The 14,701-nt window shown below is 58.4% G+C and carries 10 protein-coding genes and 5 pseudogenes; 10 read left to right on the top strand and 5 right to left on the bottom strand.

Features of this window, described 5'->3' with window-relative positions; all coding sequences use genetic code 11:
• Positions 1–228: 228 nt before the first annotated feature.
• Together ACVWYI_RS02485 and ACVWYI_RS02480 are read left to right on the top strand one after the other, a co-directional pair.
• Positions 229–665, top strand: a pseudogene (locus ACVWYI_RS02485) (antitoxin Xre-like helix-turn-helix domain-containing protein); the annotation flags it as partial.
• A gap of 88 nt (positions 666–753) precedes the next feature.
• Positions 754–2,310 (top strand): ISL3 family transposase, encoded by a 1,557-nt coding sequence (locus tag ACVWYI_RS02480; protein ID WP_456664472.1) that lies wholly within the window; start codon positions 754–756, stop codon positions 2,308–2,310.
• A 50-nt stretch (positions 2,311–2,360) separates the two neighbouring features.
• Here ACVWYI_RS02480 and ACVWYI_RS02475 read toward each other — a convergent pair.
• Positions 2,361–2,945 (bottom strand): annotated as a pseudogene (locus ACVWYI_RS02475) (transposase); the annotation flags it as partial.
• A gap of 209 nt (positions 2,946–3,154) precedes the next feature.
• Here ACVWYI_RS02475 and ACVWYI_RS02470 point away from each other — a divergent pair.
• From ACVWYI_RS02470 to tnpC (ACVWYI_RS02435), 8 genes and pseudogenes are all read left to right on the top strand, one after another.
• Complete coding sequence (locus ACVWYI_RS02470) at positions 3,155–3,427, top strand: hypothetical protein (protein ID WP_456661127.1); 273 nt, start codon at positions 3,155–3,157, stop codon at positions 3,425–3,427.
• Between the two features lie 676 nt (positions 3,428–4,103).
• Entirely contained in the window at positions 4,104–4,556 is a 453-nt protein-coding gene (gene tnpA, locus ACVWYI_RS02465) for an IS66-like element accessory protein TnpA (RefSeq protein WP_456661126.1), read from the top strand.
• Positions 4,553–4,907 (top strand): annotated as a pseudogene (tnpB, locus tag ACVWYI_RS02460) (IS66 family insertion sequence element accessory protein TnpB). The gene tnpA and the pseudogene tnpB (ACVWYI_RS02460) overlap by 4 nt, the downstream one beginning before the upstream one ends.
• A gap of 69 nt (positions 4,908–4,976) precedes the next feature.
• Positions 4,977–5,264, top strand: a pseudogene (locus ACVWYI_RS02455) (transposase domain-containing protein); the annotation flags it as partial.
• Between the two features lie 88 nt (positions 5,265–5,352).
• Positions 5,353–5,610 carry a transposase gene (locus tag ACVWYI_RS02450; protein ID WP_456661125.1) on the top strand — a complete coding sequence of 86 codons (258 nt, stop codon included), beginning with the start codon at positions 5,353–5,355 and terminating at the stop codon, positions 5,608–5,610.
• A 135-nt stretch (positions 5,611–5,745) separates the two neighbouring features.
• Positions 5,746–6,093: an IS66 family insertion sequence element accessory protein TnpB gene (tnpB, locus tag ACVWYI_RS02445; RefSeq protein ID WP_456661124.1), complete on the top strand. Its 348-nt coding sequence runs from the start codon at positions 5,746–5,748 to the stop codon at positions 6,091–6,093.
• A 94-nt stretch (positions 6,094–6,187) separates the two neighbouring features.
• Positions 6,188–7,722 (top strand): IS66 family transposase gene (gene tnpC / locus ACVWYI_RS02440; protein ID WP_456664471.1). Its coding sequence is split into 2 segments (ribosomal slippage): positions 6,188–6,350 and positions 6,350–7,722, totalling 1,536 coding nucleotides; the frame shifts between segments, so codons are not numbered across the junction.
• Positions 7,723–7,728: 6 nt separating this feature from the next.
• Positions 7,729–8,976 (top strand): annotated as a pseudogene (tnpC, locus tag ACVWYI_RS02435) (IS66 family transposase); the annotation flags it as partial.
• 415 nt (positions 8,977–9,391) lie between these two features.
• Here the strand turns inward: tnpC (ACVWYI_RS02435) and ACVWYI_RS02430 are convergent.
• Genes ACVWYI_RS02430 through ACVWYI_RS02415 form a run of 4 tightly spaced genes read right to left on the bottom strand, consistent with a single transcriptional unit; the run spans position 9,392 to position 13,994 of the window.
• Positions 9,392–9,655: a hypothetical protein gene (locus ACVWYI_RS02430; RefSeq protein ID WP_456661123.1), complete on the bottom strand. Its 264-nt coding sequence runs from the start codon at positions 9,653–9,655 to the stop codon at positions 9,392–9,394.
• Between the two features lie 55 nt (positions 9,656–9,710).
• On the bottom strand, positions 9,711–11,345 hold the full coding sequence (locus ACVWYI_RS02425) for a RecQ family ATP-dependent DNA helicase (RefSeq protein WP_456661122.1): 1,635 nt from the start codon (positions 11,343–11,345) through the stop codon (positions 9,711–9,713).
• Positions 11,342–12,283: a hypothetical protein gene (locus ACVWYI_RS02420; protein WP_456661121.1), complete on the bottom strand. Its 942-nt coding sequence runs from the start codon at positions 12,281–12,283 to the stop codon at positions 11,342–11,344. Before ACVWYI_RS02420 ends, ACVWYI_RS02425 begins: the two co-directional genes overlap by 4 nt.
• Complete coding sequence (locus ACVWYI_RS02415) at positions 12,252–13,994, bottom strand: ATP-binding domain-containing protein (protein WP_456661120.1); 1,743 nt, start codon at positions 13,992–13,994, stop codon at positions 12,252–12,254. Before ACVWYI_RS02415 ends, ACVWYI_RS02420 begins: the two co-directional genes overlap by 32 nt.
• Positions 13,995–14,701 lie beyond the last annotated feature (707 nt).

Below are 14,701 nucleotides of genomic sequence, written 5' to 3'. Positions count from 1 at the left end.
CGCGAAGCCCAATGGTGCGCGCTCAATCGCTTGTCTGAATGCCCCGGATCTTGGTCATGAGGGTACGACCCCACCATATTCAGTGAGGTGGCTCGACTCGCTTCGAGGCCCTTGAGCAGGGCGTCCTGCCGGCGGATCCCGCGGGCACCGCCGGAACGCCGATCCGCCTGTCTGGAACGTTTGCGCCAACTGTCATGTATGGAACGACACATGACTGAACGACTTTAAATGCGTAACCGAGGGACCGACCGGCCACAACCGATTGAGAAGACGCGGCTAGCTGCAGTCGCCAGGCTGCTTGGCGCTCCGCCCACTTTTCGAAAGGTTCCCCAAAGCCCGTTGGAGGCGCATGAGATGCTTCTGAACGGGCTGCCGTCCAGAGCACTGTTACATCTGGTTGAGAACCTAGCGTTTCTTCGCTGGGACGACTCTTCCGCCAAAGCGATTGGAATGAGCCATCGCACCTACCAACGCCATGCCTCCGCGGGAGCCAAGCCACTCAGCCCGAGCAAAGTGGGCGAACATGGAAGCTCGCGGAAGTCCTGGCGAAAGCAACCTCCATTTTCGGTTCCATGCAGGAACCTGAGCAATGGTTGAAACGGCCGGCTATCGGCTTGAACCAGCATAGGCCAATCGATCTGTTGACCACACCGGCTGATGTTGAGTGTCATTCGGCCTGCAATATTGGCTCTGACTCACTTTTGATGAAGTTCAAGCGCCGGCTCGCGTTGGTTTCACAAAGGAATCAACATGATGCAGCGTGCCCTGCGACCGTCGGTCCTGATCCCTCCTGGGTTTGACGTGGAGCGCGCCGTCTGTGATGGCGCCACGACCGTGATCACCGTCCGTCCCACGAGCGACAAGAGTCTCTGTCCCGGATGCGGAGCCAGTTCTGGGCGGATTCATAGCCGATATCAGCGATGCCTCACCGATCTGCCGCTGGCGGGGCGGCCGGTTCGCCTGATGGTCGTGGCGCGCCGCTTCCGCTGCGTCACTGTTATGTGCGGGCGACGTATTTTCACCGAGCGCTTCGATGACGGGGCTCTAGCGCCGTGGGCGCGGCGAACGGCGCGGCTCGATCTGCTGGTCCATCACCTTGGGCTCGCCCTAGGTGGCCGCCCGGCCGCGAGTTTCGCTCGCCGACTTATGCTGCCCGTGAGCAACGATACATTGCTTCGGGTGGTGCGAAGGCGCGGTTGCCAGCCCTTTGCTGCGCCGAGCGTGATCGGTATCGATGACTGGGCATGGCGGCGCAATCAGCGGTACGGAACAATCATCTGCGACCTCGAGCGGCGACGACCGATCGCCCTGTTACCCGACAGAGAGCCAGCTACTGCACAGGCCTGGCTCTCGGGGCAGCCGCAAATTGCTGTCGTCGCGCGCGATCGCGGCGGTGGTTACGCCCTTGCTGTAGCCAAGGCGCTTCCGCAGGCCACCCAGGTCGCTGACCGCTGGCATTTGATGGAGAATGCCAGCCACGCATTTCTCGATGCGGTCCGCAAATCAATGCGCCAGGTTCGTGTGGCGGTCGGCTCCGCCACAATAAATCCTGCCTTGCTGACGGCCGCGGAGCGGATCCAGTACGAGGGCTATCTACGGCGTGAGGATACCAACGCGGCAATCCTCAGACAGGCGGAGACGGGCGTCTCCATAAAGGAGATCGTACGACTTACGGGACATAGCCGAGGCCTCGTCCGCAAGGTGCTCCGAGGTCAGCGAACGGATGTATTCAGAGTGCGTGAGAGTTCTCTCGAACATCATCTGTCTTGGCTTGATGCCCAGTGGACGAGTGGTCATCACAACAGTGCCGACTTGTGGCGTCGCCTCAGGAGGCTGGGTTTTAGGGGCTCCGAGCGGGTTGTTAGAGAGTGGGCGACACGCCATCGGCGCGCCGAAACGCCCGATGCTCAAAGTGTACAGCGCGTGCCGTCCGCCAGAACCATTGCCCGCCTGATGACTAATGGCCGCGATGCGCTATCAAAGTCTGAGACCGTTACCATCGCGGCGATCGAGCAAGGCGTTCCTCTCCTGGTGGAAGCTCGCGAAATCATCGCAGCTTTCCACACGATGATCCGCAAGAAGGCTCACGTAGATCTTGACCCTTGGCTGGAACGAGCATGCGCAAGTCTCGTCGGGTCTTCGCCAACGGTGTCACCAGAGACAAGGCCCGCCATCAACGCTGCGATTAAAACATCTTGGTCCAACGGGCAGACCGAGGGCCAGATTACCAAGCTCAAGCTCGTCAAGCGTCAGATGTACGGGCGCGCCAAGCTCGATCTTCTGCAGGCCCGCTTGATCGGTGCTACATGATCCCGATGCACCAAAATTGCGTCAGAGCCAAATTTGAACGCCGATTGACAATAAAGCCTGCTGTCCGGGTCACTGGTGCTCGCATGGGTGTCGTTCTTGCGTTTCTGGCCATGGAAGTTGGCGCCGTCATCATCGTCGCCGCTGCCGTCCTTGGGGCGAAAACTCTTCTGCGAAGCCCAGGCTTCGATCAGCGTTCCGTCCACCGAAAAATGCTCGTCCGACAATAGCGGCTTGACCTGAGAATGGTTCAGAAGCCTGGTCATGAACTTCGTGAACACATCGCCGTTCTGCAGCCGCTCCCGGTTCTTGGTAAAGGTGGTCGGGTCCCAGACCGGATCGTCCGGCGACAGTCCCACGAACCAGCGATACAAAAGATTGTAGTCCAGCTGCTCCATCAACTGGCGTTCCGAGCGGATGCCGTAGAACACCTGCAGCAGCAAGGCGCTCAGCAATTGCTCCGGAGGGATCGAAGGACGTCCCTCGCTGGCGTATAGCTTTCCAAGGCTGCGGTTCAAATCACTCAAAACATCCCGGACAAGTTCCCGGACCTTCCGCAGCGGATGGTTCGCTGGCACACGTTTATCCGGCGCGATGTACGAAAACAGGCCGCCCTGATCCGTAAACCTGCCGCGCATGATCGTCTCCGCCGATTCGAGATGATAAAGTGAATCATCAAGTCCCCTCCCTGGCGAGGGGGTTTTTCAGCAGACTGCTAGTGTCGGCCACGTCAACTTTTCCTCCTGAGAAACACCGGGCTCGCTTCGCTCAGCCCGGCAATCTGGGCAATCTGACGAACCTGCTGAGGAAGCCGGCTAACTAAGGAAACGCAAGGACTAAAGCACTTTTGCCGGCTGGAACTCAAGAACGGACGATCCGAAACGACGGCAAGATCATCATCCTTCACGAGAAAGAACAATTCATCTCCAGGCTGATTACGAGCTGCCAGCGTGAGATTCCCTCGCTGCTGCGCTTCGAGCCAAAGCTGCACAGCGGGTTGAAAGGAGCCAAGCTTCCGCTCGGCTTTGCCTCCAGCTCGGCCGATGTCTCAATTCGAATATTCACGCCTTCTGCCAGTCGATCAGTGATCCTCTTCGATATGCTCCTTGAGGCGCTCTGAGCGTCGACAGTCGTCGAGGTAATGAGATGGCGACGCTCGGCCTTGTCCAAGCACTCGAGCAAGAGCTCTTGCAACTCATAGGCTGCCGCGTGCCGAAGGCCGCGCCCATCTAGTTTATGTCGCAGCTCAACTAAGCGCTGCTCGACGCGCACAGGATCCGGTCGAGGAAACCCTTCAATCTCAACTTTCGTCTTCTTACGACGGGCTCTAGGTCTGAGAACCGTATTCCAACGCAGTCGTGACGTTCTGGTTGGGCGAAGTTCAGGGCAAGATCACCGGGCAACTTGGCTTGTTGGAAGAAGAAGGAGAATGCCTTCTCGGTTTGGTCTATCGTTCTTTCGACCAACTCCCGCACGTCGCTAGGCACGTCCACAATTTGGTTTCTTCATCGTCTTCTGCCACCGGATTGGGGTGTACCGGAGCTTGCACTCTTCAAGCTCGGTTTGAAGCTGTTCGGCATAAGCGCGCAGGTTTGGGCCTGAACCGGTAGCGTCCGCCAGCCGCATCATCCGCCGCAACTTGCCCTTGGATGCTTTGCCACGCGGCTAGCAAGCAGTGATCTGGTGAGCTTTTGAAGTTCATGATCACTCCCCTATGCTGTAAGCGCTGTTTCGGTCCCACCTTCCATTGAAGGCCTCGAGCGAGGAATGATCGATCTCTGATTGGAGATCGGCTTGTGTCTAAGCTTGACCATATGCTTGAGCCCAGGACCTCGGTTCGTCGGGTCGAGGTCATCACGGAGAGCGGCCGACGGCGGCAGTTCTCGGCCGACGACAAGGCGCGGTTTGTCGAGGAGACGCTGGCCCCGGGAGCCGTGGTATCGGAGGTCGCGCGGCGGCACGGATTGTCGCCGCAACAGCTGTTTACGTGGCGCCGGCAAATGCGACGGCCGGTTGCGAGCCCTGTGGGACCCGAGCCGCAGACGTTCGTGCCCGCTGTCGTTACCCCATCGTGCACGCCGCCGGAGCGCTCACCGCGGCAGCGCCGACGCCTTCGGAAGGCGCCCGAGGGCGCCGAGAACAGTGGCATCATCGAGCTCGAGATCAACGGCGTCGCGCTCCGGGTCGGCCGCGGCGCGGATGCCGCGACGATTGCGGCGGTGATCCATGCGCTGAAGACCTGCACGTGATCGGTCCGACGGGCGCGGTGCGGGTGATGGTGGCGACCAGGCCGGTCGACTTCCGCAAGGGTGCCGAAGGGCTCGCGGCCCTGGCGTGAGAGCATGCAGGCCGATCCGTTCTCCGGCGCCGTGTATGTGTTCCGCGCCAAGCGCGCCGACCGGGTGAAGCTGATCTATTGGGACGGCACGGGTGTGTGCCTGTTCGCCAAGCGGCTTGAGACCGGTTCGTTCTGCTGGCCCAACGTGCAGGACGGCGTCATTCGCCTGACCGCGGCGCAGCTGTCAGCCTTGCTCGAAGGACTGGACTGGAAGCGCGTCCACGCCGCGCGCGAGACACCGTCGCCGATCCAGGCGAGTTGAACTGCGGCACAGTGAATCAGTATGCATGTCTCGCTCGCGGGATGCCGCGATGCATGGTGTAATCGCATCATGGCGACGACGGCCGACACGCTTCCGGACGACCCCGGCACGCTCAAGGCGATGCTGCTGGCGGAACGGGCGCGCGCCGCGCGGCTCGAGCAGATCATCAAGGAGTTGCAGCGTCATCGCTTCGGCCGCCGGGCCGAGACGCTGCCGGAGGACCAGTTGCTGCTCGGCCTGGAGGAGGTCGAGCAGGTCGAGGCGAGCAGTGATGCCGCGACCGATGCAGCCAATGCTGCCGAGCGATCGAGCCGAGCCGCACGGCGCCGCAGGAACAGAGGCGCGCTGCCGGCGCATCGTACGCATCCGACGGGCGCCGTCTTGTCTGACGCGCTGTAATTCGCCAAGCCTGTGACCTTAAGTCTAGCTTTAAGGTCATCGGGCGATGCGAGTCGAGGTTTTGGGCGGGCTGGAGCGGCGGCGGCGCTGGTCGCAGGATGACAAGGCGCGAATTGTCGAGGAGACGCTGGCGCCGGGCGCAAAGGTGACTGCGGTCGCGCGTCGCAACGGAAGTAGCGGCCAGCCTGGTATTTACCTGGCGTCGACAAGCCCGGACATCCGAACAGGTCGTACCATCTTTTGCGCCGGTGCACATCGCCGCCACGGAAGCGGAAGAAACTTCGAAGCTTTTACCTGCGGGTGATAGCCGACGGCGATCTGTGGTGGCCGCGCGTATTGGGTTGATCGAGATCGACCTTGGCAACCGGCGACGTATCCGAGTGGACGCGCACGTCGATCGAGAAGCGCTGGCGCGGGTCCTCGATGTGCTTGAGCGCCGATGATTGCCATACCGGGTAATGTGCGGGTGTGGCTTGCGACCGGCCACACCGATATGCGCCGCGGCTTTCCAAGCCTTGCGCGGTTGGTCCAGGAGACCTTGAAGCGTGATCCGCACGCTGGTGATCTCTACGTTTTTAGGGGTCGCCGCGGCGACCTGATCAAAATCATTTGGCATGATGGCCAGGGCGCGTGTCTGTTCACCAAGCGGCTGGAACGCGGCCGCTTTGTGTGGCCATCACTGGCGGACGGCGTTGTAACGGTCAGCGTTGCGCAGCTCTCCTATCTGCTGTCCGGTATCGACTGGCGGATGCCGCAGGCAACCTGGCGTCCACAGGCTTCCGGTTAAATCGAGCGGGATTTTTTGCGACGAATATGGTTGATTCGTCTTCGTGACGACGCACGCCGATCCGCTTCCCACCGACCTTGCCGCTGCGCATGCGATGATCATTGCGCAGCGCGAACAGCTGACGCTGGCGAAGAGCGAAGTGACCGTCGGCCGGCTGGAAATCGAGCGGCTGAAGCTGATGCTGGCCAAGGCACGGCGAGAACAGTTCGGGCAATCTTCTGAACGTGGCAAGCTGCTGGTCGAGCAGCTCGAACTGCCATCGAGGATCTTGAAGAGACTCAGGCGGAGCAGGAAACCAAAGCCGAGTTCGCAGCACCAGAAGCCGCCAAACAGAAGCACGGGCAGAATCCGCGGCCGTCGCGACGCTCCTTACCGGATAACCTGCCGGTCGAACGTATCGTCGAACCCGCGCCTTGCGCGTGTGGTAAGTGCGGCAGCGAGCGGCTGCACAAGCTTGGCGAGGTGATATCAAAGACGCTGGAATGCGAGCCGCGGCGCTGGAAGATTATCGAGCGCGTCCGCGAAAAGTTCTCCTGCAGGGATTGCGAGGCGATCACAGAGGCGCCGGCGCCCTCCCATCCGATCCCGCGAGGCTTTGCCGGACCGAACCTGCTGGCGATGGTGCTGGTCAACAAGTTCCTGCTGCATCAGCCGTTGAACCGGCAGAGCAAGACTTATGCTCGTGAGGGGATCGAGATCGACGTCTCGACCCTCGCGGATCGGGTCGGCGCCTGCGTGGTAGCACTCGATCCCATTATTGAGGCCATCCGAATCCACGTCATGAGCGCGGAACGCATCCACGCCGACGATACGACGGTGCCGGTACTGGCCAAGCTGAAGACGGTGACCGGCCGGATCTGGACCTATGTTCGCGATGACCGGCCGTTTGGCGGCACGGATCCGCCGGCGGCCCTGTTCTACTACTCGCGCAACCGGGCTGGAGAGCACCCGCGAAGCCATCTTGCTGGCTATGCGGGCCTGATGCAGGCCGATGCCTTTGATGGATATAACCAGCTCTACAAGGCCCAAAGGAAGCCGGCCCCAATCCTTGAAGCGGCCTGCTGGAGCCATGGCCGAAGAAAGTTCTTTGATTTGGCGAAGTCTGGAGAGGCGCCGATTGCCAGCGAGGCCGTGCGGCGCATCGATATCCTGTTCGAGATCGAGCGCACCATCAACGGCAAAACGCCGGAACAGCGACTTGCGGTGCGTCGTGAGAAGTCCGCGCCGATCGTTGCTGATCTCGAGATCTGGATGCGCAAGCAGCGGACCTTGCTCTCCTCAGGCAACGATACTGCAAAGGCGATCAACTACCTGCTCAACGGCTGGGCGGCGTTTACCCGCTTCCTGGACGACGGACGCGTCTGCCTCTCGAACAACGCTGCCGAACGAGCGCTACGCGGCGTGGCTATCGGAAGACGAAATTGGACCTTCGCCGGTTCAGATGCTGGCGGCTATCGTGCCGCCGCCGTCTATACCCTGATCGAAACCTGCAAGATGAACGACGTTGATCCGCAAGCCTGGCTCGCTGACGTGCTGGCCAGGCTTCCGGATTACCCCATCAACAGAGCCGCCGACCTGCTCCCGTGGATTTGGAAGGCGGACCGAAGGTCCAAAGCGGCTGCCGCCTGAGCGCTACGGCAGACCGGCGCGCCTGGCCGGGGTGCTGGCCGGATGCGTACGGCGCATCTGCCGCGGGTCGAGATGCTGATCGACCTCGACGATCACGCCTGCCCGTGCTGTCAGCAGGCGCTGCACCGGATCGGCGAGGATGTGAGCGAACGATTGGATATCATGCCGGCCCAGTTCCGGGTCCTGGTCGTAAGGCGGCCGAAGTATGCCTGCCGGGCCTGCGAGACCATGGTGCAGGCACCGGCGCCAGCGCGGCTGATCGAGGGCGGGCTACCGACCGAAGCCACCGTGGCGCAGGTACTCGTCGCCAAATATGCCGACCATCTGCCGCTGTATCGGCAGGCTCAAATTTACGCCCGCCAGGGCCTCGAGCTGGATCGCTCGACCCTGGCCGATTGGGTCGGGCGGGCAGCCTTCCTGTTGCGGCCGGTGCATGAGCGACTGCTCGCGAGGCTGAAGCAGTCGACAAAACTGTTTGCCGACGAGACCACCGCCCCGGTGCTCGATCCCGGACGCGGCCGCACCAAGACCGGCCAGCTCTGGGCCTATGCCCGCGACGACCGGCCCTGGGGCGGCACGGACCCGCCCGCCGTCGCCTATGTCTACGCTCCCGATCGCAAGGCCGAACGGCCGATCGTCCACCTCGCGGGTTTTGCCGGCATCCTCCAGGTCGACGGCTATGCCGGCTATCGGGTCCTGGCTGAGCGCGGTGACGTAGAACTGGCGTTCTGCTGGTCCCATGTGCGCCGGCGCTTCTACGAACTCGCCGCGGCCGGTCCCGCACCGATCGCCAGCGAGGCGCTCGAACGTATCGCCGCGCTCTACGTCATCGAAGCCCAGATCCGCGGCCGCACCGCCGACGAGCTCGAACCCTGGCTGCGCGCCAAGCTTGGTCTGATTAGCCAGAAGACCAAACTCGCGGAGGCCATACGATATGCGCTGTCGCGTTGGGACGGGCTGACGCGCTTCATTGCCGACGGCCGCATCGACATCGATTCCAACGTCGTCGAGCGCGCTATCCGCCCAATCGCGCTCAACCGCAAGAACGCCCTGTTCGCAGGCTCGGACGGCGGCGGCGAACACTGGGCCGTCATCGCCTCACTGATCGAAACCTGCAAGCTCATCGGCGTCGAACCCCACGCCTATCTCGCCGACGTCATCACCCGCATCGTCAACGATCACCCGAATAGCCAGATCGACAAACTGCTACCCTGGGCCTATCTCGCTACCCAAGAACGCTGGCGCGTGGCCTGAGAACATCGCTTACCCTATGCTACATTACCGACAATTAGTTTTATGCCATCGGCGCGGTCCATGTAAGAGCGATCCAGCGGGTACGGCATCCGCCAGATCAGATCGGCCCAAATCTGAAGAAGCTCGCGCCGCCTCTGTAGGTGCTTTGCACGATTGTACGCTGCGGCAACCTGGTTCTCGGCTTGTTAGAAAGCACCAGTTCAATGACGGCGTGATCGCCAGGATATGCCTGGTTCATGATGGTCGAAAAGCTCGAACGCCATCCATGGAGGACGTGTTTGTCCTGATGTCCAACAGTCCTGCGAGAGGAGAGCGGGGTAAATGGAAGGAAATGAAAATGCCTGTTGCTTGAGTGGTGAAAGCGATCGACTCAGTCCTACCTCAACCTAAGTCGTCAAAAACGTTCGGATAGCTTCTATTTTTTGGCGACGAACCGAGTCCATCGGCGAACAACATGCAAAGCGGTTTCGCTTCCTTCGGCTATCAGCGCACGCGCTCTACTGGCCTCGAAGCCCGCCTCAATCATGCGTGTAAGCAAGTCACGAACCCCCGCTTGCTGAGCTCCTATGGCATCTTCAAGGTCGCCCGGCCAACTTTTTGCGTGCCTAATGGAATGGCATTCCTCATCAAAGCTGATCGCTTTCAGCCTGTCCTTCTCAGCATCAGTCACATCCGCCATCGTGAGGCCCCTAAGTCTCGCTAAGGACATTCTCTAAAGTTTTGATTGACGTCCGTCAGGTTGCGTCGAACCGGTGCCGAAGCGCATCAGTTGGATCTGTGTGGTTCTTAATCAACCCAACAAAATATTCAAAATCTGCCAAGCGCTTCTGAACTTTGCAACCAATGTCCTCCACAATATTCCCTACCTGCTCGTCGTCGAGCCCATGTGTTTCAAAGAGCAAGGTCTTATCCGGACTCCTAGTAAGGTCTATTTCGCCGCAGTCATAAAGATCGAACAGTTTTTCCATCGTGCCAGCGGGACTAAGATTTAGTTTGCGAATTGCCGCCGCTGTATTCCCGATCACCGTAGCTAAAGAAAGGCGGTGAAGAAAGGCGGCACCGTCCGGTAGTCGGGCCTTGAAACATTTCAGCCTTCCAGGCCCGCGAGCAACAATTGTAAGGGCACCAACACGTTGGAAGGCGTAAAAGAGGGCGTGCTCATCGTCCTTATTTTGAAATTCTGTCCAAGGGCTAATAGTACGCAGAGGTCCTCGCCCAATATCGCAGACGCCCGTCCAAACCTCGCGCACCTGTTCCGAGCTCCTAGCCGCTTGACGAATCAAGTCTCTGCGAACCTTGGCGTTAATTTCGCTATAAAAGAGCGTTCCGAACGCGGGCTTCTGATCGCGACCCGCTCGACCGACCTCCTGATAGTATTGTTCAATTGATTCCGGGAGCAAGAAGTGCACTACGCCTCGGATGTTGGGGATATCAATGCCCATTCCAAATGCGCCGGTGGCGAACACAACGTCGATGCTTCCTTCAGCGAAGCCTATCAGCGTTTTTTCCCTTTCCGCCAGCGGCAGGTCGGAATCGAACGGAGCGCATCTATGACCCAAGTCGAGAAACCGGCTTGCCAGTGCTCGCGTTCCGCTCGTCTTGTTTTGTTTCAGATGGGCGTAAACAATAATCTTTTCACCCCTGCGACTGTCTAACAGCGACTCAAGCGCCTTAAGCTTGGCGCTGACGTCCTCGACTATTTGGAATGACAGGTCGAGATTGCTTCGAAGCATGTTCGGGCTGCGCACAATGTCGTTCGGCGACAGCCGAAAATCGCGAAGAACCTCTTGCTGACTAAGTTCATCCAGGGTTGCCGTTAGACAAAGGATGACCGGCCACGCATCGCGGCCGAAGGTTCGATCAAAAAAACCTGGAATGGCTTTGTAGGATGGTCGGAAATCGTGACCCCATTGCGAGATGCAATGGGCCTCATCAATCGCGACCAAGCTGACGTAGCGTCGGTACTTTCTGAAAAGATATTCTAAGTATCCATCCGTCTCCGCACGTTCGGGTGAGATGAAGATAAAGCCGGCGCCCGCTGACCATGGAAAGTCGCGCAAAGCTTGTTGTGCTTCCACCGCATCACTGCCGCCCAACGAGAGGACCGTTGCACCCAATTGAGTTAGGAACTTGCTTTGCTGCTGCATCAACGCAATCAGTGGTGAGATGACGACGCCGATTCTGCCGGAAGCAAGGATGGGGAGTTGATAGGTTAAAGACTTACCGGTCCCTGTAGGCATCAGCACGAGCGACGATTTGCCATCCCAAATGCGACTGATAGCCTCTTCCTGCCTATCGCGAAAACTGCGGTTTGAAGGAAACCACTTTGCCAACGCGTCGTTTGGCGAAAGGCCAAATTGTCCCGTCATGCAGGGACCTCAAATCGCTCCTGAGCTCGCATTGTTTTCAGATCGTCCGAATGCTGTGTGCAGACCGCGTCAAAGAATCGTTCGACGTAAACGTACCTTACGGATCGGTCCAATTTGAACCCTACGCTAGATGACTTTTCATCGATCCACCGGTAAACGCGCAATGCGTAAAGCGAGAATAGCCCATAAGGATACCAGTAGTTCTGATCCATTATCATGCTGCCATCAGACGCGAGATTTATGTCGTTCACCATCAAGAATTCGGACGACTGGCTTGGCAGATCGAACGCGCCCCTTCCCGATAGGAAATAAAGACCATAAAGTCCGTTGCGTCCGCGTGGTGGGAGCCTTTCGGGATCGAGATGATGGAGCACAATGCTTTTGATGCCCATTCCAACCACATTATCGATCGACATCGTTTCATCGTCGTCTAGTGGGTCGAGGTTGAAGGAAGCCGGTTCATCAAGGCCCTCGTATTTACTTGCAGGATGACTTCCGGACCATTCGCTGACGTAATCCAGTACGTTCGAAAATACCTCAAGAAGATCATTCGCTCGGGCCATTCTGAAATGACGCTGCCACTCCTTTAGCTCCGAGCGCCGTTGACGAAGAGTATTGGCGATGACGGGAACATCGCGAGCCAGCGCTTGTTTGAATGCATTCGGATCGTCTCGAAACTCATCTAGGGCACTCGTTTCGAACACCTGATGGTACTTTGGAGACTCCTTTTCGAAATCCGCAATGGCTTTTCCGAAAACGCGACCTAGCGATTTTGCGCCATCCTCCTTTGAGCCAGCAGTCTCCCTTCGCTCCCGTTTGAGAAATGTGTCCCAATACCTTGGCAACGCCGCCTCTATGGCTTGCCACACCTTGGCAATATGTTGCGAGTCTCGGATGAGATCGTACTCACCCAGTTCTTGGTTCGTTGAACGGATCAAGACCACCTCCCTCGGCTAATCGAACCGCAAGCTGCCGCGCTAGAGCCCGCCAGCTTGGTCGGGTTTTTTCAGTACCAGCGAAAGCCCGTACTGCATCCCCAATCTGCGTTTCCCCGGTCGTCGTTACGATATGAACGGCGTGTCGAGCACGCGAGCATGCAACGTAGAGTCTACGTCGCCACTCGTCTTGCGCACCTCGGGAAAAATCGACATCGACGACAATAACCAGACTAGCCTCAAGTCCTTTGAATCGACGAACGGTTGAAACTGTAATGTGACCGAGTTCTGGCTGGTCCGAAACGGGATTTCCGGCGATCTTCTTCAACCGCCAAGCGCTTTTGTCATCAAGCGTTTCGAGTGTAAGGATCGCGAGCTCGTGAGGCGGGACCTTGTGATCGACGCAAGCCAGCTCAACTAGCGATTCAACGGTCTTCAGTGCCTCAGTGTTATCTGCCACGGCGTGGAGGACCGGGCGAGGGCCCGCGAGGCCAAGGGTCGGGCCCACGGCGAGACCGGCGGCGCGGTAGGCCAACTTGGCGATCGGGTCTGTGTTACGACAATTGCGGGTGAGCACCAGCCGACATGGAATTTCGTCCAACCAGCGAGTGTCCATCTCACCTTGGATAAGTTGATGGCGGTCAAAAAAAACATAAAACGCGCGATTTTGAAAACGGAGCTGCAATGCAGCCAACCAGTCGCTTTTAAAATCCTGGGCTTCGTCAATAATTACGTGATCGCCAGGAAGGGCCCCCTCACTTAAAAGGTGGTCGATAAGATCTTCTTCGGCTCTTTCAAGCGATTGCTCCGGCCCCATCAGCTCCCGAGCTAGACCATGGAACGTCAGATATCGCACGTTTGGATGAGCGTGATGCGCGTTTAAGTGCTGGCGTAAGGCGGCGTTAAAACAAAGAAACAGCACCGGCGTTGCAGGAGTTGCTAAGCGTCGCGCTTTCTCGACGGCAAGCAGTGTTTTGCCTGTTCCAGAGGCGCCAAGAATTGCTGCATGTAGTTGCTCATCTAGAAAATCGATTACCCTTGCTTGCTCCTGAGTTAGCCGAATGAAAAGTTCCTCTCGCTCGTCCAGCGTCTGCCTGACGGAACGGACGATTGAAAGCGTGGGTGCAAGAGCTTCGATCACCTGTCGCGCGGTGTCATCGTCAACGCCACGGCTACCAGGGAATCTAGCTGCCCAATAATTGAAGGCTCTACGGATAGCGTCAGCAGGTCGAGCAATATCCTCGGCATCCAGGGTTATATCTTTGTGATAGTTTAGCGGAAGGTTAGATCGATCTACCGCTCCATCGGGAAACCAAACGGCGTGGCAAAACATCAGTTTGTTCGCCTCTGGTACCTTCTCTTTTATTTCAGGACCAATCCTATAGGCAGTGTCGCTTGCTTGAGCTTCAGGAAAGATAGTCCCCACGTAGCCGGTTCGACGGTTGCGTTGCCGCCACTCGCCATTCTCGCACCACACCTCTCCGCCCTTAACCTCGACGACCATAATCCCCCGCGCGGGATCAAAGAGTACAAAATCGCCTTCGCCTTGGGCTTTCAAATGCCGGGTAAGAACGCGCGCATTCCCCGGATGCAGCCATCTAAAGGAGTGAATGACAACGATGTTGTCAGGAAGCGACCTAAGGGTTTGAAAAACGCGGCGCTCGCCCTCGCTGTCGTGAAAATCGGGCGGCGTCTTCGGGATCATCCTCGCCATCTAGTTCTTGCCTAGCTTTTTCTTTGATGTGTCGGCGTTTACTGCTGGCCGGGGCCTTAGGTGACCGCACTCTTCCTGACACATACGGACGGTTGTGCCACCATGCGACCACCATACCGGGTGGTCTGCTTCTTACAAAGAAAATCAGAGGCAATTCCCGTTATGACGAGCAAAAGTCTCGTTTCGATCCGTGGAATACCGCGAACTAACGACTGTTGTGCCGCCTGGGCTCTGCGAAAGTGAACTGACCAACTCTGATATAAACTCGGTCCGCGTTCCTACTCCGACTATGAACTCTGGGGCGTCGATTTCCGGTAGATCATCCGCCGTGATTTTCCGACTCAGCCACTCGGTTCGAAACAGTCACGACCGCTCCTTTAGCGCTAGTGTTACTCACAACCAGAATGATTCCCGTGGGTTGTGGGCGCAATCTAGAATGAGCCAACGATATCCCCCACTCTTCCACTATATTTGGTATTTGGTTCAAGCGCCCTCTCTACTTCTTGACGGGCGCAACCGAGAGTCCTAGCCTTCGACTGTTCTGGCGCGAGTGTGTTTGAGTCCCGCCGGGCTAATCTCAAGAAGGTCACGTAAGCGGAATCACTCCGCAGCCACTCGGTTGCGGGGGCCGTGACTGCGTAAGCACCGTTTTTCAGCGGCTATATAGTAGGGCCATCGATTGGTTTGCGCTGAGCGATGACTCTTAA

The organism is Bradyrhizobium sp. LB13.1, assembly GCF_054056815.1.
This window is presented reverse-complemented; position numbering and strand designations above follow the sequence as displayed.

Coding starts and splice junctions, on each gene's coding strand:
- tnpB (WP_456661124.1), top strand. CDS start 5,746: ATGATTGCCATACCGGGTAATGTGCGGGTGTGGCTTGCGACCGGCCAC.
- ACVWYI_RS02415 (WP_456661120.1), bottom strand. CDS start 13,994: ATGGCGAGGATGATCCCGAAGACGCCGCCCGATTTTCACGACAGCGAG.
- ACVWYI_RS02480 (WP_456664472.1), top strand. CDS start 754: ATGCAGCGTGCCCTGCGACCGTCGGTCCTGATCCCTCCTGGGTTTGAC.
- ACVWYI_RS02430 (WP_456661123.1), bottom strand. CDS start 9,655: ATGGCGGATGTGACTGATGCTGAGAAGGACAGGCTGAAAGCGATCAGC.
- ACVWYI_RS02450 (WP_456661125.1), top strand. CDS start 5,353: ATGCGAGTCGAGGTTTTGGGCGGGCTGGAGCGGCGGCGGCGCTGGTCG.
- ACVWYI_RS02425 (WP_456661122.1), bottom strand. CDS start 11,345: ATGACGGGACAATTTGGCCTTTCGCCAAACGACGCGTTGGCAAAGTGG.